The following is a 22,253-nucleotide window of genomic DNA, read 5'->3' on the forward strand; positions in this document are numbered from 1 at the left end:
ACCCGTTTCCCGCGCGATCCCTCCAGGCGGACACACGGCTCCGCCCGTCCCCCCACCCCCACGATCCCCAGAAGCAGAGGTCCGCCGATGACTCGGCCCCTTCACTCGCTGGCGACAGGCATCGTCGCCGCCGCGCTCGCCCTGGCCGGCACCCTGGCCTACGGCGGCGTGAACGCCACCGCGTCCCACGCCGCCACCTGCAACGGCTACGTCGGACTGACCTTCGACGACGGCCCCTCCAACGATCACACGCCGGCCGTCCTCAACGCCCTCAAGCAGAACGGCCTGCGGGCCACCATGTTCAACGAGGGCCAGTACGCCGCTTCCTACCCGGCCCAGGTGCGGGCCGAGATCGCCGCCGGCATGTGGGTCGGCAACCACAGCTACACCCATCCCCACCTCATCCAGGAGAGTCAGTCCCAGATCGATTCCGAGGTCGGCCAGACCCAGCAGGCCATCGCCAACGCCGGTGGCGGGACGCCCCGGCTGTTCCGGCCGCCCTACGGCGAGACCAACGCCACCCTGAAGTCGGTCGAGGCCAAGTACGGCCTGACCGAGATCATCTGGGACGTCGACTCCCAGGACTGGAACGGCGCCTCCACGGACGCGATCGTGCAGGCCAACTCCCGGCTCACCAACGGGCAGATCATCCTGATGCACGAGTGGCCGGCGAACACCCTCGCCGCGATCCCGCGTATCGCGCAGATGCTGGCGGGCAAGGGCCTGTGCGCCGGCATGATCTCCCCGCAGACCGGCCGGGCCGTCGCCCCCACCGACGGCGGCGGCACGGGCGGCGGGACCGGCGGCACCACCGGAGGCGGCACCGGGGGAACCACCGGCGGTACCACGGGCGGCGGCGGAGGCGGTGGCTGCACCGCGACGCTCTCCGCCGGCCAGTCGTGGAGCGACCGGTACAACCTCAATGTCGCGGTCGCGGGTTCGGGCAACTGGACGGTGACGATGAACGTGCCGTCGCCGGAGAAGATCATCGCGACCTGGAACATCAGTGCCAGTTGGCCGAGCGCTCAGGTGCTGGTGGCCAAGCCCAACGGCAGTGGCGACAACTGGGGCGTGACCATCCAGACCAACGGCAGCTGGACCTGGCCCACGGTCTCCTGCAGTACGAGCTGACGCCTCATCCGTAGCAACCCCCGCACCCCGTACCTCCCCGCGGGCGCGGCGGCCGTTCGGCCGCCGCGCCCTTGGCGTTCCCGGCCACCTGGTGATGTTACCGATGCCATGACGAGACGGACGGAGCATCGGACAAGCACGCCAGACCGAACCGTGACGGCGCAGCATGGGCGGGCAACGCACACAAGCTCAGCCGTACTTCGTTCCCCGCACTCTTGGCATCGATAACAACCTCTGCCATAGTTCCGGCTGACTCGTTCGCCCCCCACGTCAAGGAGTACTCGTGTCAGCTCCTCGGGCAAGACTCTTCGGCGCCGTCGCCGCGGCGGTGCTGGCCCTCACCGCCGGCGGCCCTGCCACCGTCTCCGTCGCGCCGGCCGCCGCCGCGGCCCGCGCCTACACCGTCACGGTCGGCGCGAAGGGGACCTGGTCCAGCCCCGACGACACCCCGGCCGCCGCGTACATCGACAAGGACGGCACGTTCTACTACCAGCAGTCCCACTCCCTGTACGGCGCGAGCGACAGCCGCCAGTGGAGCTTCTTCACCGGCACCACGTTCGACACGGCCACCCGCTCGACCGCGATCGGCAACGCCGGCACCAACGCGGACACGACGGTGTTCTGCAACAACAGCCCCACCGGCGTGGAGGCGACCGCCGCCCCCGCCGGATCCGGCTACTCCCAGCGGAACTACTGCGACCTGGCCGGTGTGTGGGTCGACCCCGACACGGGCGACTGGTACGGGCTGGTGCACAACGAGTTCACCCCGCAACCCTTCGGCGACGGCGTCCACTTCGACGCGATCGACTACGCGGTGTCCAAGGACCAGGGCAGGACCTGGACCATCAAGGGGCACGCCCTCACGTCGCCGTACAGCACCAGGCGCGGGGACACGGCCGCGTTCCCCAACCAGACCTACTCCTACGGGGACGGCGACCAGCGGCTGTTCGTCGACACCGCCTCCGGCTACTTCTACGTGTATTACGGCTCGCGCGTGATCGACAAGAACGGCGGCTGGAAGGCGTTCTACGAGCACGTGGCCCGGGCGCCGCTGTCGTCGAAGATGGCGACCGGCTCCTGGCAGAAGTGGTACGGCGGTTCGTGGTCGCAGCCGGGCGTCGGCGGCAGGGAGAGCAACGTCGTGCCGGTCACCCCGGGCGACACGACGGGCTACACGCCGACGTCGAAGGAGTACAGCCCGGCGACCACCGGGACCACCGACCAGCAGGTGGCGGCGGGCACGGCCCCGCCCACGTCACCGCTGTTCGTCATGGACGTCACCTACGACGCCTACCTCGGGCTCTACATCGGCGAGCCGCAGGCCGTCGACCAGTCGGGCGGCGCCCCGCAGCAGTTCTACGCCACCGACAACCTCGCCACCCAGAAGTGGACGCTGATCGGTGACACCGGCGGCTACACCGACGCCTCCTGGTACCGCTGGTTCCTGGACGGAGTGAACCGGACGAGCTCCACGATCGTCGGCAAGTCCTTCCGCTCCTACTGCTCGTTCGGGTGCTCGGGGACCTCCTCCTCGGAGTACGTCGACCTCACCATCGGCTCGTCCGCTCCTCCCGCGGCGCCCTTCGACCCGGCCAGGACCTACCGCGTCGCCGCCGGGAACGGCCGCGTCCTCGCGCAGGTCCCGGGATCGTCCGCCACCACCTCCCTGGCGGCCGCGAGCGGGACCGGACTCGACGCCTGGACGTTCGCCGCGATCGGTGACGGCTCGTATCGCGTCGCCAACGCCTCCACCGGGCAGTTGCTCGGTGTCGACTCCACCTCCACCAGCCGCCGGGCCTGGGGCACCGCACCCACCGCCACGGCGGCCGGCACCGGAGGACCCTCTGTCGGCCAGCAGTGGTTCGTCATCCCCGGCACCTCGGTCGCCGACGGCACCGCGACCGGGACCTACCGGCTCGTCAACCGTTACAGCGGTCTGGTGATCGGGCTGTCCGGGGCCGCCGGCCGCCTCGCCGAGACCACGCCCACCCGGGCCTGGACCGACACCAGCGGCAGCGGCGTCGGCGCCGGGCGCACCGCGTCCGAGCAGACCCTGAGCATCACTCCGGTCGGCACCTCCGGCGGTTCGCTCGACGGAGCCCACGCCCTCACCGATTCGGGCAAGGCACTCGACGACCCGGGCCACAGCACGACCGCCGGCACCCAGCTCATCACCTGGGGTCCCAACGGCGGGCCGAACCAGACCTGGACGTTCACCCAGCAGGCCGACGGCTCCTACCAGCTCACCAACGGCGAGTCCGGACTGTGCGCGGACGTGGACGGGGGCTCCACCGGCGCGGGTGCCGCGGTCATCCAGTGGACCTGCACCGGGGGCGCCAACCAGCGCTGGAAGGCCTCCCCCCGGCCCGACGGCACGTACACCCTCGCCTCCGTCAAGAGCGGCCTGCTGCTGACCACCGCCTCCGGCAGCGACGGCGCCCTGGTCACCCAGCAGGCGGACACCGGCTCGGCGCTGCAGCACTGGACGATCGCCTAGCCGTTCCGCCGGTGTGAAGCCCCCGGCGGGTCGCCCCCTGCCCGCCGGGGGCGCCTCGCCGTCGGCCCGACCTGGCGCGGTTGGCAGTGGGGGCAGAACACCGTCGTACGGCCGGAGACGCGGATGCTGCCCAGGGAGGTGGAACAGCGCGGACAGGTACGCTCGCGGCCCTCGCGGTGCCCGGTCAGCCACGACGGACGGCCGGGGACGCGGCCGGCCCGCACCGAGAGCCGCAGGACCTGCCGCATCGCGCCGTAGAGGTGCCGGCCCTCCTCGGCGGACAGCCGGTCCGCCGGGCGCGCCGGATGGACGCGGGCCCGCCACAGGATCTCGTCGGCCAGCAGGTTGCCGAGTCCGGCGAGCACGGACTGGTCCATCAGCACCGTCTTGATCCGGGCCCGGCGTCCGGCCAGCAGGTCCAGGAACGGCTCGCGGTCCAGGGACAGCGCATCCGGCCCCTGTCCGGCGAGCGCCCGCTCCACCGCCGCCTCGTCGTCGGCGAGCCGCAGGCCCTGCAGCTTGCGCTGGTCCTGGTACCGCAGGTCCCGGCCGCCGGTCAGGCCGAAGCGGACCCGGTCGTACCGGTGCGCGGGCTCGCCGGGCGAGCAGCACAGGAGCCGGCCGGTCATGCCGAAGTGGAGGAGCACGGCCGCGTCACCGTCGGTACGCAGGATCAGGTACTTGCCCCGCCGTTCGGGCGCGGCCAGCCGCCGGCCCTCCAGGGCCCGGCGCAACCGGGCGGCGCTCACGCCGCGCAGCACCCCCGCGTCCGCCACCTCGACCTTCTCGACGCGGCGGCCGGTCCCGCACGAGTCCAGGACGTCCCGGAACCCCTCGACGTCCGGCAGTTCGGGCATGGCCTCAGGCGCCGGGCGACCGGCCCGGCGGCGCGCAGGACAGGGACGGGTGTCGCCACCCGGTGATCGAACCTCTGGGCATGACGCCCACCTCTCACATGACGGCCGCGGCCCCGGGGCCTGCCGTCAGGTCGTCTTCCCGGACGCCGGCGGGGTACGCGCGGCGGAGCCCGGTGCTCCGTCCGGCACGCGGCGCCCGATCCGCAGGCCGGGCCGCCGGCGGTGGACGGTCAGATAGGACAGGCCCTCGGGCCCGGCGTCGATCCGGCGGGTCGAGCCGTGGGGAAGCCACAGGAGGGCTCCCGCGGTGAGCGCCTGGTCCGCGCCGTCCGGTGTGCCCAGTGTGCCGCTGCCCGCGACGACGAGCAGCAGCACGTCGAGGTCCGGCTCGCGGTGGTCGGCCACATGCCCGCCCGGCGGCAGATGGACGACGTTGGCGTCCAGCTGTCGCCCGGACTCGGCGAGCCGCCACATCGCGCCCGCGGGTGCCGGCAGCTCCCCGGCCAGGGCCTGCACGTCGCACAGCAGATGGGGAGCCGGTGCGGTGCCGGTCGCGCCGTCGGGGGTCTCGGAGGGCGAGGTCATGCCCTTAATTATGACAGGTAGTATTTGGAGAAATTCCCCGGAGGTGAGGAGGCGGATCATGGCTCGCGCCGCCGGCCCGGCCCCTTCACCGCGCGACGACGCCACCGACCCCGGCGCCGCCGGGCTGACCCCGCGCCGCCGCGCCGTGCTCGACGTGCTGCGTGCGGCCGCCGCTCCGCAGGGCGTCGTGGAGGTCGCCGAACGTCTCGCCGTCCACCCCAACACCGTGCGCTTCCACCTCGACGCGCTCGTCGCGGACGGCCACGTCGAGCGGATTCTGGAGGAGCCCTCCGGACCGGGCCGGCCCCGGACGGTCTACGCCGCGCGCGGCGGCATGGACCGCGGGGGAGCGCGGAGCTACCGCCTGCTCGCCCGCATGCTGCTCAGTCACCTGGCCGCGCCCGCCGGGAACGGCGACGCGGGTTCCGCTGCCGATGCCCGGGAGCCGTCCCGAGCCGAGACCGCCGCCGTCACCGCGACCGGTCGCGGCTGGGGCCGTCACCTCGTCGAACGCTTGCCGCCCTCGCGGAAGCCGACCGCAGACGACGCCGTCGAGCGGCTCACCGCCATGCTCGCCGACCTCGGGTTCGACCCCGAGCCGCAGGCCGCGGCGGCCGACCCGATCCGGCTGCGCCACTGCCCGTTCCTCGAGCTCGCCGAGGAGTACGGGCGGATCGTGTGCCCGCTGCATCTGGGCCTGATGCAGGGCGCGCTCGCCGAGCTGGGGGCACCCGTGGCGGCCACCCGGCTGGAGCCGTTCGCCGAGCCCGGCGCCTGCCTGGCCCACCTGACCCGGCCGACCCCGCGACGCGAGCGGTCGCCCGAACGCAGTACCCCCTCGGACGGAGAGACACCCCAGCGATGAACACCACCTCAGCGGCGGCGGCCGGCGCCGTCACCTTCGTCTGGCTCGGCATGGTGCTGGCCATCTCGTTCCTGGAGGCACCGCTGAAGTTCCGCGCGCCCGGAGTGACGATCCCCATCGGGCTGGGGATCGGACGCCTGGTGTTCCGGGCGCTCAATCTCGTCGAGGCGGTCTTCGCGGTCGTCGTGATCGCCCTCGTGGCCACCGCCGGCCCGACGGCGGCCGCCGTCGCCCTCACCGCCGTCGCCGCGGCGGTGCTCGTGGTGCAACTGGTCGCCGTCCGTCCGCCCCTCAACCGGCGGTCCGACGCGGTGCTGGCCGGTGAGGACCCCGCCGAGCACCGCTCCAGCGTCCACCTCTTCTACGTGGGCCTGGAGATCGTGAAGGTCGCCGCGCTGATCGCGCTGGGCTGCGTGCTCCTGGCCCGGTAGGCGGGGCGTTCGGGGCCCGCCGTCCGGCGCATCCCCGGTGGCCCTCTGGGTAGGGGGCCGGGCATGGCCAACGGGTTGATGACGAGACTGCGGCAGGCGGCGCCCCGGCCCGGGGCCGGCGGCGCCTCGCCGAACACCGTCCTGGTCGTGATGTGCGTCGGCTACTTCCTGGTGCTGCTGGACGTGACCGTCGTCAACGTGGCGCTGCCGCGCATCGGGTCCTCGCTCGGCGCGGGCGTCAGCGGCCTGCAGTGGACGGTGGACGCCTACGCCCTGGCCCTGGCCTCGCTCATGCTGGCCAGCGGGACCGTCGGCGACCTGCTGGGTCACCGCCGGGTGGTGCTCGCCGGCCTGGCCGTCTTCGGCGTCGGGTCGCTGGCCTGCGGACTCGCACCCGACGTGGGCTCCCTCGTCGCCGCCCGGGCCGTGCAGGGTGTCGGCGCGGCGCTCCTGCTGCCCGGGACCCTGGCGATCATCAGCCACGCGTACGCCGACGAGGCCGAACAGGCACGGGCGATCGGCGTCTGGGCGGGCATCGGCAGCCTCGCCCTCCCCGCGGGACCGCTGCTGGGCGGCGTGCTGATCTCCGGATTCGGCTGGCGGGCGATCTTCCTGCTCAACGTGCCCATCGTGCTGCTGTCCCTCGGCGCCGTCGTCCTCACCGTCCGGGAGAGCCGCGAACCGCGCGCCGGGCGGTTCGACGTCCCGGGACTGCTGTTCGGCTGCGGGGCCCTGCTCGCCACGGTCTTCGCGTTCGTCCAGGCCGGCCGGTCGGGTGTCGGCTCGCCCGTGGTGATCGGCGCCGCGATCGCGGCGGTGGTGCTGCTCGGCGCGCTCGTGGTGACCGAGCGGCGGGCCGGCGACGAGGCGATGCTGCCGCCGGCCCTGCTGCGGCGTCCTGTCTTCGGGGCGGCCAACACCGCCGCCGGGGTGATGAACCTCTGCACCCTGGGGCTGTTGTTCGTGCTGATGCTGTTCCTGCAGTCGGTCCAGCACCACTCGCCGCTGGCCGCAGGCGTGCTCATCCTGCCGCTCTTCCTCCCGCTGGCGGTCGTCGCGCCGCTGGGCGGCCGGATGACGAGCCGGCTCGGCGCACGGCTGCCGGGGACGGCGGGGCTCGCCGTCGCCGCGGTGGGACTCGCCCTGCTGGCCCGGGCGGAACCGGGTTCGGGATGGCTGGTGCTGCTGCCCGCGTTCCTGCTGTGGGGCGCGGGCATGGGCCTGCTGACGCCCGCCGTGGTCGCGGCGGCCGTCGCCGCGGTGCCGGGGGAGCGGGCCGGACTGGCATCGGCGATCAGCAACACCGCGCGTCAGACCGGCGGCGCGGTCGGGATCGCGGTGGCGGGCGCCGTGGCCGGACAGCCGGGAAGCGGCGGGCACTTCGTCCGCGGCTTCCATGTGCTCGCCCTCGGCAGCGCGGTCCTCTATCTCGCCGCCGCCGCGCTCGTCGCCGCCCTGCTTCCCGGCGCGCCCCCGCCGGACGAGCGGAAGCCCTGACGAGTACGGGCCCCTTCGTGCATGCACGGGCATTGACGTGCGATCACGCTGACGTTAGCGTTCACACGCTCACGTTCCAACAATCTTCGACACATTCGAACGTCACGTCCGACATTCGCTTGGGTGTCACATCGGTCGCACCGGCCGCCCACGGCCGCATCCGCTCAAGGGGACCGCAGTGGAACTGTCTCGTCGTGCCTTCGGAGCCCTCACCGGCTCCGCCCTGTTCTCGCTCGCCCTGCCCGCCGGAGCCGCCGCGGCGGCACCGCCGCCCGCCGGGCCGCCGTCCGCCGGCACCGTCACCTTCGACCGCTACTCGCTGATCATCGACGGCCGCCGGGTCCCGCTGTGGTCCGGCGAGGTGCACCCCTTCCGGCTGCCGAGCCCCTCGCTGTGGCTCGACGTCCTGCAGAAGATGCGTGCCAACGGCTACAACGCCGTCAGCATCTACGCCTCCTGGAACTACCACTCACCCGCGCCCGGCCGGTACGACTTCACCGGTGTCCGTGACCTCGGGCTGTTCCTGCGGATGGCCGCCGACGCCGGTCTGTACGTCATCGCCCGTCCCGGCCCCTACATCAACGCCGAGGTGGACGCCGGCGGTTACCCCGGCTGGCTCACCACCACCCCCGGCCGGGCCCGCAGCAACGACCCCACCTACCTGGGGCACGTCGACGAGTGGCTCAGCGCCGTGAACGCGGTCATCGCCCGGCACCTGCACACCGACGGCGGCGGCAGCGTCGTGCTCTACCAGCTGGAGAACGAGTACGCCTCGCACACCGCCGACCCGGTCGGCCAGCAGTACATGGCGCACCTGTACGCGAAGGCGCGCGCCGACGGCATCGACGTCCCGCTGTTCCACAACGACAAGGGCCGCAACGGCTACTGGATCCCCGGCAGCTTCGACACCGGCGGCGAGCAGGGGCGTTACCTCTACGGCTTCGACGGGTACCCCTCGCCGACCGGAGCCCCGCCGGACTGGGGGTACTTCGGCTCCGGTGGCGCCAAGGGAGGCGCCACCGCCAGCCCGCAGACCCCCGGTCTGATGGCCGAGTTCGGCGGCGGCTGGTTCGACCCGTGGGGCGGCGCGGAGTTCGGCGGCGGCTGGTTCGACCCGTGGGGCGGCGCGGAGTTCGGCGGCAAGGGCTACGCCGAGTCGCGCCGCACCCGCGACGCCGCGTACGAGCGCCGCTTCTACCTCACCAACCTCGCCAACGGCATCAAGATCCACAACGTCTACATGACCTTCGGCGGCACCTCCTGGGGCTGGCTTCCCGCACCGGTCGTCTACACCTCCTACGACTACGGCGCGGCCATCGACGAGGCCCGCAACGCCACCTCCAAGGTCGTGCCGATGCGCCAGACCGGCACCATGCTCGCGACCTTTCCGGACTTCGCCGCCCTCGACCGCGCGGCTGACGCCGCCGCGTCGAGCACCGCGGTGCGCGTCTACCACCTGACCGCCGCCGAGACCGGCGCCCACGTCTACTTCCTGCGCAACGACACCTCCGCCGACGCGACCTGCACCCTGCCGGTGGTCACCGCGGCGGGTACCGTCACCGTGCCCGCCGCGCCGGGCGGCCTGCGTGTCGGCGCCAAGGACATGAAGATCGTGGCCACCGAACTGTCCCTGGGACGGCGCACGTTGCGCTACACGACCGCACAGCCCATGCTGCGCGCGGCAGGCGCCCGGCGGGACGTGGCCGTCCTCACCGGCCGCCCCGGCGACCCGGCCGAGGCGGTCCTGGCCGTCGACGCCGATCCCACGGTGACCGTTCTCGGCGGCAGCGCCGACACCGTCCACGACGCGGCCACCGGTACCCTGCGGATCAACACCGTCCTCGGCGGTCTGACCCGCGTTCTGGTCACCGGTGGCGGCGCCGAGGAGCCGCTGCTGCTGCTCTTCGCGGACGACGACGCGTCCGCCGTGCTGCGCTTGCTGACCGCCGCGGGTGAACCAGTCCTGGTCAGCGGGCCGCCCCTGGTCAGGACGGCGGAACGCGAGGGCGCGGTGCTGCGGCTCACCGGCGACACCACGCAGGACTGCCCGCTGGAGGTCTGGGCCGAGCCCGCCGTCCGTGAGGTCTTCTGGAACGCCCGCCGGGTCGCGGTCACCCCGACCGCGTCGGGCAGCCTCCTCGCGCGCGACCCGCTTACGGGCCCGCCGTCCGTCACACTGCCCGACCTCACCGGCTGGCGGCAGGCCCCGGAGAACCCGGAGTCCGACCCCGCGTACGACGACAGCGCGTGGCGCGCGTGCGACCTCACCACGTCCGGCGGCACCACACCGGTGCCCGCCGGCAGCCCGGTCCTCTTCGCCGACGACTACGGCTTCCACTACGGCGACGTCTGGTACCGCGCGCGCGTCGACAGTCCCGGCGACGCCGGAACGCTCAGCCTGTCGTACTCCAGCGGCACCCAGGGCCTGCTCATGGCCTGGTGGGACGGCCGCCCGCTCGGCACCCACCGCCAGCCGGTGCCCGCCAAGTCCCAGGACACGCAGGGGACCTGGACGGCGACCGTCGACCTTCCGGTCCCCGGCGACCTGGCCGGGCCGGGCCGGCACACCGTGGCCGTCCTGGTGCGCAGAATGGCCCACGAGGAGGACGGCGGCGCCAACGACGCCTTCAAGTCGGCCCGCGGCCTGACCTCCGCACGCCTGGACGGCGCCACCTCCGCCCTGACCTGGCGCGTCCAGGGCGGCAGCACCACCGGCGACCCCGCCCGCGGCCCGCTCAACACCGGCGGCCTCCACGGCGAGCGCGCCGGCTGGCACCTGCCCGGCTTCCCCGATCGCGACTGGGCACCGGCCGCCACCCTCCAGACCGGGCCGCGGCAGGGCGTGTCCTGGTACCGCACCGACTTCCGCCTCGCCATCGACCGCGCGGTGGACGGCTCCGTGGGCCTGACCCTGGACGACGATCCGGCCCACGCCTACCGGGTCCAGATCTTCCTCAACGGCTGGAACATGGGCCAGTACATCAACGACGCCGGACCGCAGCACACCTTCGTGCTGCCCAACGGCATCCTGCGGCCGCGCGGCACCAACACCCTGGCGCTCGCCGTCCTCGCCGACGGCACGACACCCGCCGGTCCGGCCGGCGTGTCGCTCACGCTGATGGGCATCGCGGCCGGGGGAGTGCCGCTGACCCTGGTCGACGCCCCTGGCTACGCCGAGTCGCGGGCCGCCGCGGGCTGACCGGCGGATTCGGCGACGCGCCGTCGCCGCGCGTGACCTCACGTCCCGCGCGGCGACGGCGCGCCCGCAGAGCCGTGACTTCGTGCGGGGACACCGTCCCCCGAGCCGACGCGGCCGCCCCGAGGGCGTCGGCACGGATGCGATTGCCTCGCATTCGGGTCATTCGTGACGCCATCCTGGGTAGCAGGACGAATATGACGACGGAGGTGACCTTCGGGGTCGAGGAGGAGTACCTGCTCCTCGACGAGAAGTCCGGGCAGGCCAGCCCGAGGGCGGCACGCGTCCGGGCGGCGGCCGACCACCAGCCCGGCCTCGGGCGGCACGAGGTCGACGACGAACTGCTGCAGGCGCTCGTCGAGGTCGCCACGCCGGTGTGCTCGGAACTCGACGAGATCGCCGGCCATCTGGAGCGGTTCCGGCGCGCCGTGGCCGAGGCGGCACGGCTGGCCGGCTGCCGCATGGCCGCCACCGGTGGAGCGCCGCTGTCCTCGCAGCCCGTTCCGGTGACCCGCAAGCAGCGGTACCGCGACATGCGCGCCGACGCCGGCCGGCTGGTGGACGAGCAGCTGATCTGCGGCATGCACATCCATGTGGCCGTCCCCGACCGTTCGGCGGGCGCCACCGCCCTGGGCCTGCTGCGGCCCTGGCTGCCGGTGATCGTCGCCCTGGGCGCCAACTCGCCGTTCTGGGAGAGCCACGACACCGGCTTCGCCAGCTGGCGCACGGTGGTCTTCGGGCGCTGGCCGGTCAGCGGGCCCCCGCCCTTCATCGCCGACGGCGCGGTCTACGAGGAGCGCGTGGAGGCGCTGCTCGCCACCGGCGTCATCCCCGACCGCAAGCAGATCTACTGGCACGCCCGCCTGTCGGAGACGTACCCGACGCTGGAAGTCCGCGCCCCCGACGTGCAGTTGGACGTCGAGAGCGCGGTCACTCTGGCCGGGCTGGTGCGCGCGCTGGTGGTCACGGCGCTGCGCGGCGGCCGGCGCGGCCACCGCCCGCTCGACCCGCCGGCCAGCATCCTCGACGCGGCCGGCTGGCACGCCGCGCGTCACGGCCTGAGCGCCGATCTGGTCGACCCCCGGCACGGCACCCCCGCCTCAGCCGCCGACGTGGTCAGCGCCCTGACCGATCATGTCTCCGGCTCGCTGAAGGAACTCGGCGACCACGACCGCGTCACCGCCGGTCTGGAACGCCTGCTGGACGGGGGGACCGGCGCGGAACGCCAGCGCCGCGCCCTGGCCCAGGGCGGCCCCGAAGGGCTGCTCGACGTCATCGCACCGGACCCGGCGGGCGGGCCCGGCCGGTGACGGCGCGAGCGTCGAGATCGCGGGCGGCCCGGGGCTCCCGGACCCTCACGCCTCCTCGAGCAGAGCGTCCAGCCGCTTGCGGGCGGGTCCGAGGGAACGGCCGCGCGGGGCGTGGTCCCACGGGTTGTCCGCCAGCAGTCCCTCCACATCGGTGATCGTCCACCGCTGGGCCGTCAGTTCCGGATCTGCCACGTCGTCCCATGTGATCGGCGCGGCGACGGGCGCGCCCGGCAGCGCGCGCACCGCATAGGGCGCGACGGCGGTCTGCGCGTACGCGTTGCGCCCGATGTCGAGGTAGAGCCGGCCGCGGCGGGCCTGCTTGCGCGCCTCGACGGTCAGCTCGTCCGGATGCCGCGCGGCCAGCAGGCCGGCGACGTCGCGGGCGAAGGCCCGGACCTCGTCGAAGTCGGCCCGGGCGTCGAGCGCGACGATCACGTGCAGACCACGCGAGCCGGTGGTCATCACCACCGACGGCAGCCCGAGATCGTCGAGCAGTTCGCGCAGCACCAGGGCGGCGCGCCGGACCGGTGCGAAGTCCCGGCCGGGCGGGTCGAGGTCGAACACCAGCCGGTCCGGCCGCTCGGGGTGCCCGGCCGTGGACAGGAAGCGGTGCGGGGTGATGCACGCCTGGTCGGTGAGGTAGATCAGGGTCGCCGTGTCGTCGCACAGCGCGTAGGTGACCGTGCCGCCCTGCTGCTTGGGCAACTCCACCCGGTGCACCCAGTCCGGGAAGTAGTCCGGGACGTCCTTCTGCATGAACCCGTGGTCCTCGATCCCGCCCGGGTGCCGCTCCAGCATCAGCGGCCGGTCGCGGACCTGCGGGACCATCCGGCGGGCGACCTCGCGGTAGTAGTCGGCGAGGTCGGACTTGGTGAATCCGTCGTCGGGCCACAGGACCTTGGCGGGGCGGTGGATGCCGATGCTGCGGTTGCCCGCACGGACGGTCTTCTCCTGGGCGCTCATGCGTCACCGTCCGGGGCGGCGTTCGCCATCTGCCGCAGCGTCCGCCCGCTGCGGACCGAGCGTGCCCGCCGTGGATCGGGCGTCTTCGCGTGCGAGGCGCGGCGGTCGGAACGCTTGACCAGCAGCCACACCTCGCGGCCGCCGCGGTCGGTGCGGATACGCGTCAGGGCGTAGCCGCCGTGCAGTTTGCCGCCGTCGAGCCAGAACGACGCGTGCCCGTCGGCCAGGGCCTCGGCGAACGGGACCGGCCGGTGCCTGCGGTCCTCGGTCAGGTTGGTGAACGTGCCCTCGTCCCAGATGATCACGGTTCCGCCGCCGTACTCACCCTCGGCGATGACCCCTTCGAAGTCGCGGTACTCCAGCGGGTGGTCCTCGGTCGGCATGGCCAGCCGCTTCTCCTGCGGGTCGCTCGAAGGGCCCTTGGGGACCGCCCACGACTTCAGGACGCCGTCCACCTCCAGCCGGAAGTCGAAGTGCATCGCGGTCGCGTCGTGGATCTGCACCACGAACGACGGCTGCTCCGCGTCCGCGCCCGGCTCACCGCCCCGTGGCTCGCCGGTCCTGGCGAAGTCCCGTCGCCGGTGGTACTCCGACAGCGTGCCCTTTCCGGCCATGTCAGCCTCCTTCGTACGGCTCCGCGGCTGCCCTGCGGCTACCCGCACGGCCCGCGGCTACCCGCCCCCGCCACGGCGTTTCCCCGCCGCCGACCGGGTAGCCGAACCAGCACAGGCCGTCGCCCCACGCCCGACACGAACGGACCGGGCCCATGGCGGCGGCCGGTCACCGGCCGCACCCGCGGCGTACCCGCCCTCGGCGTTTGAGGAGGAGATTCATGCCGGACCGCGACCCGGGCCAGGCGCAGGACGACGAGGGGCCCGACGAGGGCCGCACGCCGTCGGGCGGGCCGCAGCACGGCCACGACCAGGGCACCCGGGGCGCGGTCCTCGTCGCCCTGGGCGCGAACCTGCTGATCGCCGTCGCCAAGACCGTGGCGGGTCTCTTCGCCGGATCGCCCGCCCTGCTGTCGGAGGCGGCGCACTCCGTGGCCGACAGCCTCAACGAGGTCTTCCTGCTGACGTCGCTGCGGCGCAGCCGCCGTGCGCCCGACAGCCAGCACCCGTTCGGCTACGGCATGGAACGGTACTTCTGGGCCCTGCTGGCGGCCGTCGGCATCTTCGTGCTGGGCGGCTGCTTCTCCTTCTACCAGGGGCTACGTGCCCTGCAGGGCAATGAGCACGAGACGACGACGGGATACATCGCCGGTCTGGCGGTGCTGCTGGTGGCGCTGCTCGCCGAGGGCGTTTCGCTGCTCAAGGCGGTGCGCCAGGCCCGCCGCGTGCAGGGGGCGGGCAGCATCATGGAGGGCGCGCGGGACCCGGCGCTGCGCACCGTCCTGGCCGAGGACGGCACGGCGGTGATCGGCGTCGTCCTGGCCGCGGCCGGCATGGTCGTCCACCTGGTCACCGGGAGCGCCGCGGGCGAGGCCGCCGCGTCGATGGCCATCGGGCTGCTGCTGATGGGCGTCGCGTTCGGCCTGGGCCGCACCGCGCACCGCCAGCTGATCGGCGCGGCCGTCGATCCCGAGCTCCGCGGGGAGATCGAGAAACTGCTCGCCCGGCAGCCCGAGATCGACACCGTCGAGGAACTGCTCACCATGCGGCTGGGCACGGAATCGACACTGGTGGCGGCGCGCATCGACCTCGTCGGGGGCATGGACAGCGAGCTCGTCGAGGAGGTCAGCCTGCGCATCCGCCGTGCCGTCCAGGAGCAGTGGCCGTCGGCCGACCACGTCTTCCTCGACATCACCGACGCCCGCATCGAACGCCGAGGACGCGAGGCCGCCGCGCGCGGCGCGGGTCGCTGAGTCCCGGGTACGGTACCGGTTCCGGGGGTGGTCCGGCGGCCACCGAGCCGCCCGTCACCGGACGGGCACCGCGTGCAGGCAGGGGTGGCAGGCCCGCTCGGGGCCGGGACCGTCCAGCAGCTCGGCGCTGTCGCCGCTGATCACGAAGCGGTAGCGGCCTTCCGCATCGGTGTAGACGCGGCCTCCGGGGCCTGCTTCGGACGTCGCGTGCACCACGATCACCTCGGCTGGCGCATGGGTCCCCGGACGGCTCGGCAGAGTGATCGCGTAGTCCATCGCCATGGCGGTCCGCCTCCTCGGCGTCCCCCGCGGTCCACTGACCCGACTGGGGGACCTGCGGGGTTGTTGTGATCCTCCCGCGACCGGGCCGCCGCGGCAACCCCCGTCCTCCGGCGGCCCCGCGGGGCCGCCGCCCGGAACGGCCCGGCACCACCCGCGACCGCGGTCCGCGGAAGCGCTGCGTATGCGGTCGCGTATCGCGGGTAGCCGAAAAGGCAGCAGAGCACTACGGAGGTGACATCCATGCTGATCCTGGGCCTGCTGCTCCTGGCGTGCACGGCGGCATTCGTCGGGCTCGCCATTGCCGACAACCTCGGCGGCGGCGCGAACCACACGGTGACCATGCTGGGCCACCAGATCGCGGTCATGAACGGCTTGGCGATCTTCTGTGCCGGGCTGGCCCTGGCACTCGTCTTCGCCCTCGGTGTCATGCTGGCCTCGACCGGCATGAAGATGCGCAGGCGCAACGGCCGCAAGCTCCACGCGGCCCGCCGTGAGGCGGCGGCGACCGCCCGTGAGCGCGACGAACTGGCGGCCCGGCTCGACCAGATCCACGCCGAGCACGAAGCCGCTCAGGCCGACACCATGGTGGCCGGAAGCGAAGGATACGAACAGTACGAACGCGGCGACACGGGCGTGGCCCCCGGTGGCAGCCCGGACCTCGCGGCCGAACGCGAGCGGACGGCAGCCGGGGCCACGCAGGACCAGCCGCCCCGTCGCAGGCAGCACGGCCTGCATCTGTTCGGCCACTGATCCCATTCCCGCCCGGGCGGCGCCACGCGTCCGCTCCTCCGGGCACGCAACCGGCGACGCGCCGGCCCGACCGGGTCGGCGCGTCGTTGTGTGCCGGCCCGCACGACCCTGCTTCGATCTGTCCAGGGGACCTCGGCGTCCGAAATGCACCGCTAGGCAGGTGACCAGAGGTGCGCGATACTGCTGCATCGCGCGCACTTCCGCTCATCGCCGCGCGTTCGTTCACGCGTCATGTTCTGGCCCCCCACCCCGCTCGCCCCGTACACGGCGGGAAAGGACAGTGGACATCCATGGAGAAGCACGTCACCCGACGGAGATTCATGGCGCTGTCGGCGGGCGCCGCGGCCGGGGCGACGGTCGCCGGCACCGCCCCGGTGGCCGCCGCCCGCGCCCGGACGGCCGGCGCCGCCGCCGCGTCCTCGACCGGCACCCTCGCCGACGTCCGGCACGTGGTCGTGCTGATGCAGGAGAACCGCAGCTTCGACCACTACTTCGGCACACTCAAGGGAGTCCGCGGCTTCGGCGACCGCAGCGGCATCCAGCTGAGCGGCGGCCACAGCGTCTTCGACCAGCCGAACGGCAGCGGCCGCCAGTACCCGTGGCAGCTCAGCGCCACCAAACCGGCCGGCGGCGCCGACCCCGAGCGGCTCGCCCAGTGCAGCGGCGACCTCGCCCACTCCTGGATCGACCAGCACGCGGCCTGGAACGGCGGCAGGCTCGACGGGTGGGTCTCGGCCAAGGGCAACCTCCGCACGCTCGGCCACCTCACCCGCGCCGACCTCCCGTTCCACTACGCGCTCGCCGACAACTGGACGATCTGCGACGCCTACTTCTCCTCCGTCCTCAGCGCGACCGGCCCCAACCGCACCTATCTGTGGAGCGGCATGATCGACCCCGCGGGCACCGCGGGCGGGCCCGCCACCGACGGCGGCGACGAGTCCGGGCTGCGCTGGAAGACCTACGCCGAAGCGCTGGAGGCCGCCGGCGTGAGCTGGAAGGTCTACCAGAACGCGAGCGACAACTACGGCGACAACGCCCTCGCCTACTTCACCCAGTTCACCTCGGCCCCGGCGGGCAGCGCGCTCGCGGTCAAGGGCATGGGCTCGGTGCCGAAGACCACCGGCCGCACCCCCGACGACATCGCCGCCGCGATCCGCGCCGACGCCGTCGCCGGGAAACTGCCGCAGGTCTCCTGGGTGGTCTCGGACCAGGCCTCCTCGGAACACCCCTACGCCACGCCGCAGGACGGCGCCCACTTCGTGCACATGGTGATCGACGCGCTGGCCGCCGATCCCGACGTGCGCGACTCCACCGTGCTGTTCCTCAACTACGACGAGAACGACGGCTTCTTCGACCACGTCCCGCCGCCGGTCGCACCCGCCGGGACGGCCGACGAGTTCTCCTCCGGCACGCCCATCGGCCTGGGCTTCCGCGTCCCGCTGATCGCCGTCTCGCCCTGGAGCCGCGGCGGCTGGGTCGACTCGCAGGTCAGCGACCACACCTCCGTCATCCGCTTCCTGGAACGCTGGACAGCCGCGCTCGGCACCCCCGCCACCTGCCCCAGCATCTCCGCCTGGCGCCGCAAGGTGTGCGGCGACCTCACCGGCATGTTCGACTTCACCAGCCCGGTCTACGGCCTGCCGTCCCTGCCGGACACCTCGGCCGTGATCGGCCTGGCCGTCTGCGCCCCGCTGCCCAACCCGGCGCCGGTGAACAACGCGCTGCCGCAGCAGGAGGCCGGGACCCGGCCCGCCCGCGCGCTGCCGTACCAGCCGAACGCCTCCCTCACCGCGTTCCAGTTCGGCGCCAACGGCCTGATCCTCGCCCGGATCGCGATGGCCAACCAGGGCACGCCGGCCGCCCAGGCCGTCCACCTCGCCGCCTACGCCAACGCCTACCGCACCGGAGGACCGTGGCAGTACACCCTGGACGGCGGCGCCACGACCACGGACTTCTTCAACTGCGGCACGGGATTCGGCGCCGGCCTCTACGACCTGTCCGTCGTCGGGCCCAACCGCTTCCTGCGCCGCTTCCGCGGCGACGCCACCAAGCCCGGCAAGAACCTCACCGTCACCGCCTCGTACGCGGTCGAGCAGGGCACCGGCAAGCTCGCAATCTGGTTCGCCATGGAGAACGCCGGGACCGGCGCGGTGACCTTCACCGTCACCGCCACCCACTACCGCAGCGACGGTCCCTGGACCTACACCGTCGAGCCCGGCGGCCGGGCCGACGACTACTTCAACGCCGTCGCCTACTGCGACGGCTGGTACGACTTCACCGTCACCGCCGACAGCGACCCCACCTGGTCCCAGCGCTTCACCGGGCACCTGGAGACCGGACAGGCGTCCGTCTCGGGCTGAACCCGCCCCGCCCGGCCCCCGTCCCGGGGCCGGGCGGTCAGCCGTCCTCCGCCGCCCGCCGGAGCACCTCGTCGAGCCGGCGGCCGAGGAAGGCCCGTTCGACGGCGTTGTCGGTGAGCGCCAGCGCCTCCTCGTAGGCCGTCGACGCCTGCGACCAGCGGCCGAGCCGGCGCAGGAAGTCGGCGCGCGCGGCGCTGAGGTAGCCGTAGGTCGCCAGCGCGGGGTCGTCGAGGAGCGGGGTCAGCGCGTCGAGGCCGGCGCGCGGCCCGTCGCACAGACCCACCGCCACCGCACGGTTCAGCTCCACCACGGGGGAGGGCCACAGCCGGCGCAGCACGTCGTAGAGCCCGACGATCTCCCGCCAGTCGGTGGCCTCCCACGACGGCGCCTCGGCGTGCACCGCCGCGATCGCCGCCTGGACCGTGTACCGGGTGGGCGGATGGTCCCGCAGCGAACGCGTCAGCAGGCCGACGCCCTCGTCGATCCGGGCGCGGTCCCACCGGCCGCGGTCCTGCTCCTCCAGCAGCACCAGCGAGCCTGACGCCGACACCCGAGCGTCGCGCCGGGCGTCCACGAGCAGCAGCAGCGCCAGCAGCCCGCCGACGTCGGGCACACCGGGCAGCAGCCGGTGCAGCAGGCGCGCCAGCCGGATCGCGCAGTCGACCAGATCGGCGCGCACCAGCCGGTCGCCGCCCGGCGGGGCGTGGCCGGTGGTGAACAGCAGGTGCACCACCTCGCAGACCGCGCCGACCCGCTCGGGCAGCTCCTCCCGGGCCGGCACCCGGTACGGGATCGCGGCGGCGGCGATCTTCTTCTTCGCCCGGGTGATCCGCGCCGCCATCGTCGACTCCTGCACGAGGAACGCGTGCGCCACCTCGGCGGTGGAGAGCCCGCACACCAGCCGCAGCGTCAGCGCCACCTGCGCCTCCGGCGCCAGGGCCGGATGGCAGCAGGTGAACACCAGCCGCAGCCGGTCGTCCGCGATCGCCGGAGCGTCCACCGCGTCACCCGGCCCGGGCACGGCGTCGTCCACGACCAGCAGCGGCAGCGACCGCCGCCACACCGACTCGCGGCGCAGCAGGTCACGGGCACGGTTGGCGGCGACGGTGGTCAGCCACGCGCCCGGCCGCGCGGGCACCCCCGAGCGCGGCCAGGTCTGCAGGGCCCGGGCGTACGCGTCCTGCGCGCACTCCTCGGCCAGGTCGAGGTCGCGCGTGACGCGCACCGTCGCCGCCAGTACCGCGGCCCAGTCACGGCGGTGCGCGTCCGCGACGGCCTCCGCGACGGCCTCCACGACGGCCTGGGGGAAACCCGGGAGCGCGGTCGGGTCAGACACGGCGCCACGTCACCCGTGCTGCACCAGCGGACGCACCTCGACCCCGCTGTGATCGTGCGCCACCTCGGCCAGACCGCCGGCGAGCGCGATCGCCTCGTCCAGGTCCCGCGCCTGGATCACGTAGAAACCGCCGAGCACTTCCTTCGTCTCCAGGAACGGGCCGTCGGTGATCGCGGGACGGCCCCCGGAACCGGCCCGCAGACTCGTCGCCGTCGCGGTCTCCTCCAGCTCGCCCGCGGCCAGCACCGCCGCGCCCGCCCGCTGCTGGAAGGCGCGGTGGCCCTCGTCGATCTCCGTCCGCTCCTGCGGCGACATCGCGTTCCACCGCTGCTCGTCGCCGTAGATCAGGATCAGGAACTTCGCCATGGCGTCCATCCTCTCGTCCGGGCCCGTCCGCCGGGCCCTCACTCGTACGACGAACCGGCGGGCCGCCCATCGACAGGTCGCGACGACGAGTCCGCGCGGTCCGTCGCGGCCCGGCGCGGGACGGGCGCACCGGGCGCGTCGGCGCGGGGACCGCGGAGCGCCGAGGCCAGCGCGGCCAGCACGGCGAGAACGGCGCCGAAGGCGAACACCACCACCAGGCCGGAGTGGAACGGCCCCGCGATCAGGTGGGGGAAGAACTCACGACCGGTCAGGGCCTGCCGCTGCGCGGCGGTCAGATGGGCCAGCGTCCCGGTGGGCCGCAGCAGATGGTCGACCGGGTTCACTCCGAGCTGGGCGGCGAACAGCGACGAGACCGGCGGCAGCGAACCGACCTGCGCGGCGACGTGCGCGGGCACGCCCTGCTGCCGGAGACCGGCGCCCAGGCTCTGCGGAAGGCTGCTCGCCAGACCGGCGATCATCAGCGAGAAGAACACGCCGATGGACACGGCCGTACCGGAGTTCTGGAACGTCGCCCGCATGCCCGAGGCCACACCGCGCAGCCCGGCGGGCACACTGCCCATGATCGACGAGGAGTTGGGGGAGGCGAACATCCCGCTGGCGATGCCGTTGAGCGCGATCAGCAGGGCGAACGCCCAGTAGGCGAAGTCGATGGGCAGCAGCATCAGGCCGACGAAGCTCGCGCCGAACAGCAGCGCGCCGCTGGTGGCCAGCCCCCTGGCGCCGAAGCGGTCCGACAGATATCCCGACACCGGACCCGCGGCCAGGAAGCCGGCGGTCAGCGGCAGCATGAAGATGCCCGCCCACAGCGGGGTGTCGGCGTAGTCGTAGCCGTGCAGCGGCAGCCAGATGCCCTGCAGCCAGATGATCAGCACGAACTGCATGCCGCCGCGGGCGATGGACACCGCCAGGCCCGCGAGATTGCCGAAGGTGAAGGCACGGCTGCGGAACAGGCCCGGCTGGAGCATCGGCTGCGCCACCCGCCGCTCCACCAGCACGAACGCCACCAGGAGCGCCACCCCGCCGGCGATCAGGGCGATGACAGGCGGGTTCGTCCAGCCCATGCTGTGGCCGCCGTAGGGCTGCAGCCCGTAGGTCACCGCGACCAGCACCGAGCTCAGCCCGACCGCGAACGTGATGTTGCCCCACCAGTCCACCCGGCCCCCGCCCCGGCGGCCGGTCTCCCGCAGGGTGCGGTAGGCCCACACCGTGAAGAACACGCCCACCGGCACGTTGACCCAGAACACCGCCCGCCAGTCCCACGCGGCGAGCAGGCCGCCCGCGACCAGGCCGATGAACATCCCCGCCAGCGCGGCGACCTGGTTGATGCCGAGCGCGAAGCCGCGCTGCTCCTGTGGGAACGCGTCGGTGAGGATCGCCGCCGAGTTCGCCGTCAGCATTGACCCGCCGACGGCCTGGACGACCCGCCACGCGATCAGCCACAGCGCGCCGTGTCCGCCGGTGAACGGATCGAACGACAGCAGCACCGAGGCCGCGCTGAACACCGCGAAGCCCGCGTTGTAGATGCGGACCCGGCCGTACATGTCGCCGAGCCGGCCCACCGTGACCACCAGCACGGCCTGCACCAGCCGGTAGCCCATGATCATCCACAGCAGGAAGGCGATGTTGCCCGGCGCCAGCGGATCCAGGTGGATGCCCCGGAAGATGGCAGGCAACGCGTTCAGCACGATCGAGCCGTCCAGCGCGGACATGAAGACCCCGGCCGTGGTGTTGGTCAGCGCCGTCCACTTGTACCGGTCGTTCTGCCCGCCCGGCCCGGCCCGGTCGTCTCGGCGCGCCGGGGAGGCCGGGGGAGGAGCGCTCATCGGATCTTCCTTCCGGGGACGGGGGATGTCCCTCCGGGACGGAGCGCCGCGGTCCGGGGCGTGCCCCGCGGCCCGGGGTGACGGGCGGTCCGTGACGGCGGTCTGCGTGCCGGGGAGGG

Annotated in this window: 18 protein-coding genes; 10 read left to right on the forward strand and 8 right to left on the reverse strand. The window is 73.5% G+C overall.

Going from position 1 to position 22,253, the window contains the following annotated elements:
- The first annotated feature begins 87 nt into the window (after positions 1–87).
- Together K7862_RS30745 and K7862_RS30750 are read left to right on the forward strand one after the other, a co-directional pair.
- Positions 88–1,131 carry a polysaccharide deacetylase family protein gene (locus tag K7862_RS30745; RefSeq protein ID WP_222968110.1) on the forward strand — a complete coding sequence of 348 codons (1,044 nt, stop codon included), beginning with the start codon at positions 88–90 and terminating at the stop codon, positions 1,129–1,131.
- Between the two features lie 283 nt (positions 1,132–1,414).
- Positions 1,415–3,628, forward strand: coding sequence for an RICIN domain-containing protein (locus tag K7862_RS30750; RefSeq protein WP_222968111.1), 2,214 nt, complete (start codon positions 1,415–1,417; stop codon positions 3,626–3,628).
- Here K7862_RS30750 and K7862_RS30755 read toward each other — a convergent pair.
- Together K7862_RS30755 and K7862_RS30760 are read right to left on the reverse strand one after the other, a co-directional pair.
- Positions 3,625–4,485: an Fpg/Nei family DNA glycosylase gene (locus tag K7862_RS30755; protein ID WP_222968112.1), complete on the reverse strand. Its 861-nt coding sequence runs from the start codon at positions 4,483–4,485 to the stop codon at positions 3,625–3,627. The two genes, K7862_RS30750 and K7862_RS30755, sit on opposite strands and share 4 nt — an antisense overlap.
- A gap of 126 nt (positions 4,486–4,611) precedes the next feature.
- On the reverse strand, positions 4,612–5,070 hold the full coding sequence (locus tag K7862_RS30760; RefSeq protein ID WP_222968114.1) for a cupin domain-containing protein: 459 nt from the start codon (positions 5,068–5,070) through the stop codon (positions 4,612–4,614).
- Positions 5,071–5,128: 58 nt separating this feature from the next.
- Here K7862_RS30760 and K7862_RS30765 point away from each other — a divergent pair, with 58 nt between their 5' ends.
- The 5 genes from K7862_RS30765 (at position 5,129) to K7862_RS30785 (ending at position 12,369) form a co-directional block, all read left to right on the forward strand.
- Positions 5,129–5,935, forward strand: a complete 807-nt coding sequence (locus tag K7862_RS30765; RefSeq protein WP_262414087.1) for a helix-turn-helix transcriptional regulator — start codon at positions 5,129–5,131, stop codon at positions 5,933–5,935.
- Positions 5,932–6,366, forward strand: coding sequence for a hypothetical protein (locus K7862_RS30770; protein ID WP_222968115.1), 435 nt, complete (start codon positions 5,932–5,934; stop codon positions 6,364–6,366). Before K7862_RS30765 ends, K7862_RS30770 begins: the two co-directional genes overlap by 4 nt.
- A 78-nt stretch (positions 6,367–6,444) precedes the next feature.
- A complete protein-coding gene (locus K7862_RS30775; protein ID WP_262414088.1) occupies positions 6,445–7,863 on the forward strand; it encodes an MFS transporter in 1,419 nt (472 codons plus the stop codon).
- A gap of 178 nt (positions 7,864–8,041) precedes the next feature.
- Entirely contained in the window at positions 8,042–11,062 is a 3,021-nt protein-coding gene (locus K7862_RS30780) for a beta-galactosidase (RefSeq protein ID WP_222968116.1), read from the forward strand.
- Positions 11,063–11,256: 194 nt separating this feature from the next.
- Positions 11,257–12,369: a carboxylate-amine ligase gene (locus K7862_RS30785; protein ID WP_222968117.1), complete on the forward strand. Its 1,113-nt coding sequence runs from the start codon at positions 11,257–11,259 to the stop codon at positions 12,367–12,369.
- Positions 12,370–12,414: 45 nt separating this feature from the next.
- On the opposite strand, the gene ligD is transcribed toward K7862_RS30785, so the two are convergent.
- On the reverse strand, positions 12,415–13,332 hold the full coding sequence (ligD, locus tag K7862_RS30790; protein ID WP_222968118.1) for a non-homologous end-joining DNA ligase: 918 nt from the start codon (positions 13,330–13,332) through the stop codon (positions 12,415–12,417).
- The gene (locus K7862_RS30795) at positions 13,329–13,946 is read right to left on the reverse strand and encodes a DNA polymerase ligase N-terminal domain-containing protein (protein ID WP_222968119.1); all 618 of its coding nucleotides are present in this window, start codon (positions 13,944–13,946) and stop codon (positions 13,329–13,331) included. The genes ligD and K7862_RS30795 overlap by 4 nt, the downstream gene beginning before the upstream one ends.
- A 218-nt stretch (positions 13,947–14,164) precedes the next feature.
- On the opposite strand from K7862_RS30795, the gene K7862_RS30800 reads away from it, so the two are divergent.
- Positions 14,165–15,196 (forward strand): cation diffusion facilitator family transporter, encoded by a 1,032-nt coding sequence (locus K7862_RS30800; RefSeq protein WP_222968120.1) that lies wholly within the window; start codon positions 14,165–14,167, stop codon positions 15,194–15,196.
- Positions 15,197–15,250: 54 nt separating this feature from the next.
- On the opposite strand, the gene K7862_RS30805 is transcribed toward K7862_RS30800, so the two are convergent.
- Positions 15,251–15,478: a DUF6296 family protein gene (locus K7862_RS30805; RefSeq protein WP_222968121.1), complete on the reverse strand. Its 228-nt coding sequence runs from the start codon at positions 15,476–15,478 to the stop codon at positions 15,251–15,253.
- A gap of 240 nt (positions 15,479–15,718) precedes the next feature.
- Between K7862_RS30805 and K7862_RS30810 the strand changes: the two genes are divergently transcribed.
- Positions 15,719–16,228, forward strand: a complete 510-nt coding sequence (locus tag K7862_RS30810) for a hypothetical protein (protein ID WP_222968122.1) — start codon at positions 15,719–15,721, stop codon at positions 16,226–16,228.
- A gap of 290 nt (positions 16,229–16,518) precedes the next feature.
- Positions 16,519–18,588, forward strand: coding sequence for a phosphocholine-specific phospholipase C (locus K7862_RS30815; protein ID WP_222968123.1), 2,070 nt, complete (start codon positions 16,519–16,521; stop codon positions 18,586–18,588).
- A gap of 37 nt (positions 18,589–18,625) precedes the next feature.
- Here the strand turns inward: K7862_RS30815 and K7862_RS30820 are convergent, their stop codons facing one another.
- Genes K7862_RS30820 through K7862_RS30830 form a run of 3 tightly spaced genes read right to left on the reverse strand, consistent with a single transcriptional unit; the run spans position 18,626 to position 22,134 of the window.
- The gene (locus K7862_RS30820; RefSeq protein WP_308012282.1) at positions 18,626–19,924 is read right to left on the reverse strand and encodes an RNA polymerase sigma factor; all 1,299 of its coding nucleotides are present in this window, start codon (positions 19,922–19,924) and stop codon (positions 18,626–18,628) included.
- 9 nt (positions 19,925–19,933) lie between these two features.
- A complete protein-coding gene (locus K7862_RS30825) occupies positions 19,934–20,290 on the reverse strand; it encodes a YciI family protein (protein WP_262414089.1) in 357 nt (118 codons plus the stop codon).
- Between the two features lie 38 nt (positions 20,291–20,328).
- Positions 20,329–22,134: an MFS transporter gene (locus K7862_RS30830; RefSeq protein ID WP_222968125.1), complete on the reverse strand. Its 1,806-nt coding sequence runs from the start codon at positions 22,132–22,134 to the stop codon at positions 20,329–20,331.
- Between the last annotated feature and the right edge of the window lie 119 nt (positions 22,135–22,253).

The sequence above is a fragment of the Actinacidiphila acidipaludis genome, assembly GCF_019890725.1.
GTDB lineage: Bacteria > Actinomycetota > Actinomycetes > Streptomycetales > Streptomycetaceae > Actinacidiphila > Actinacidiphila acidipaludis.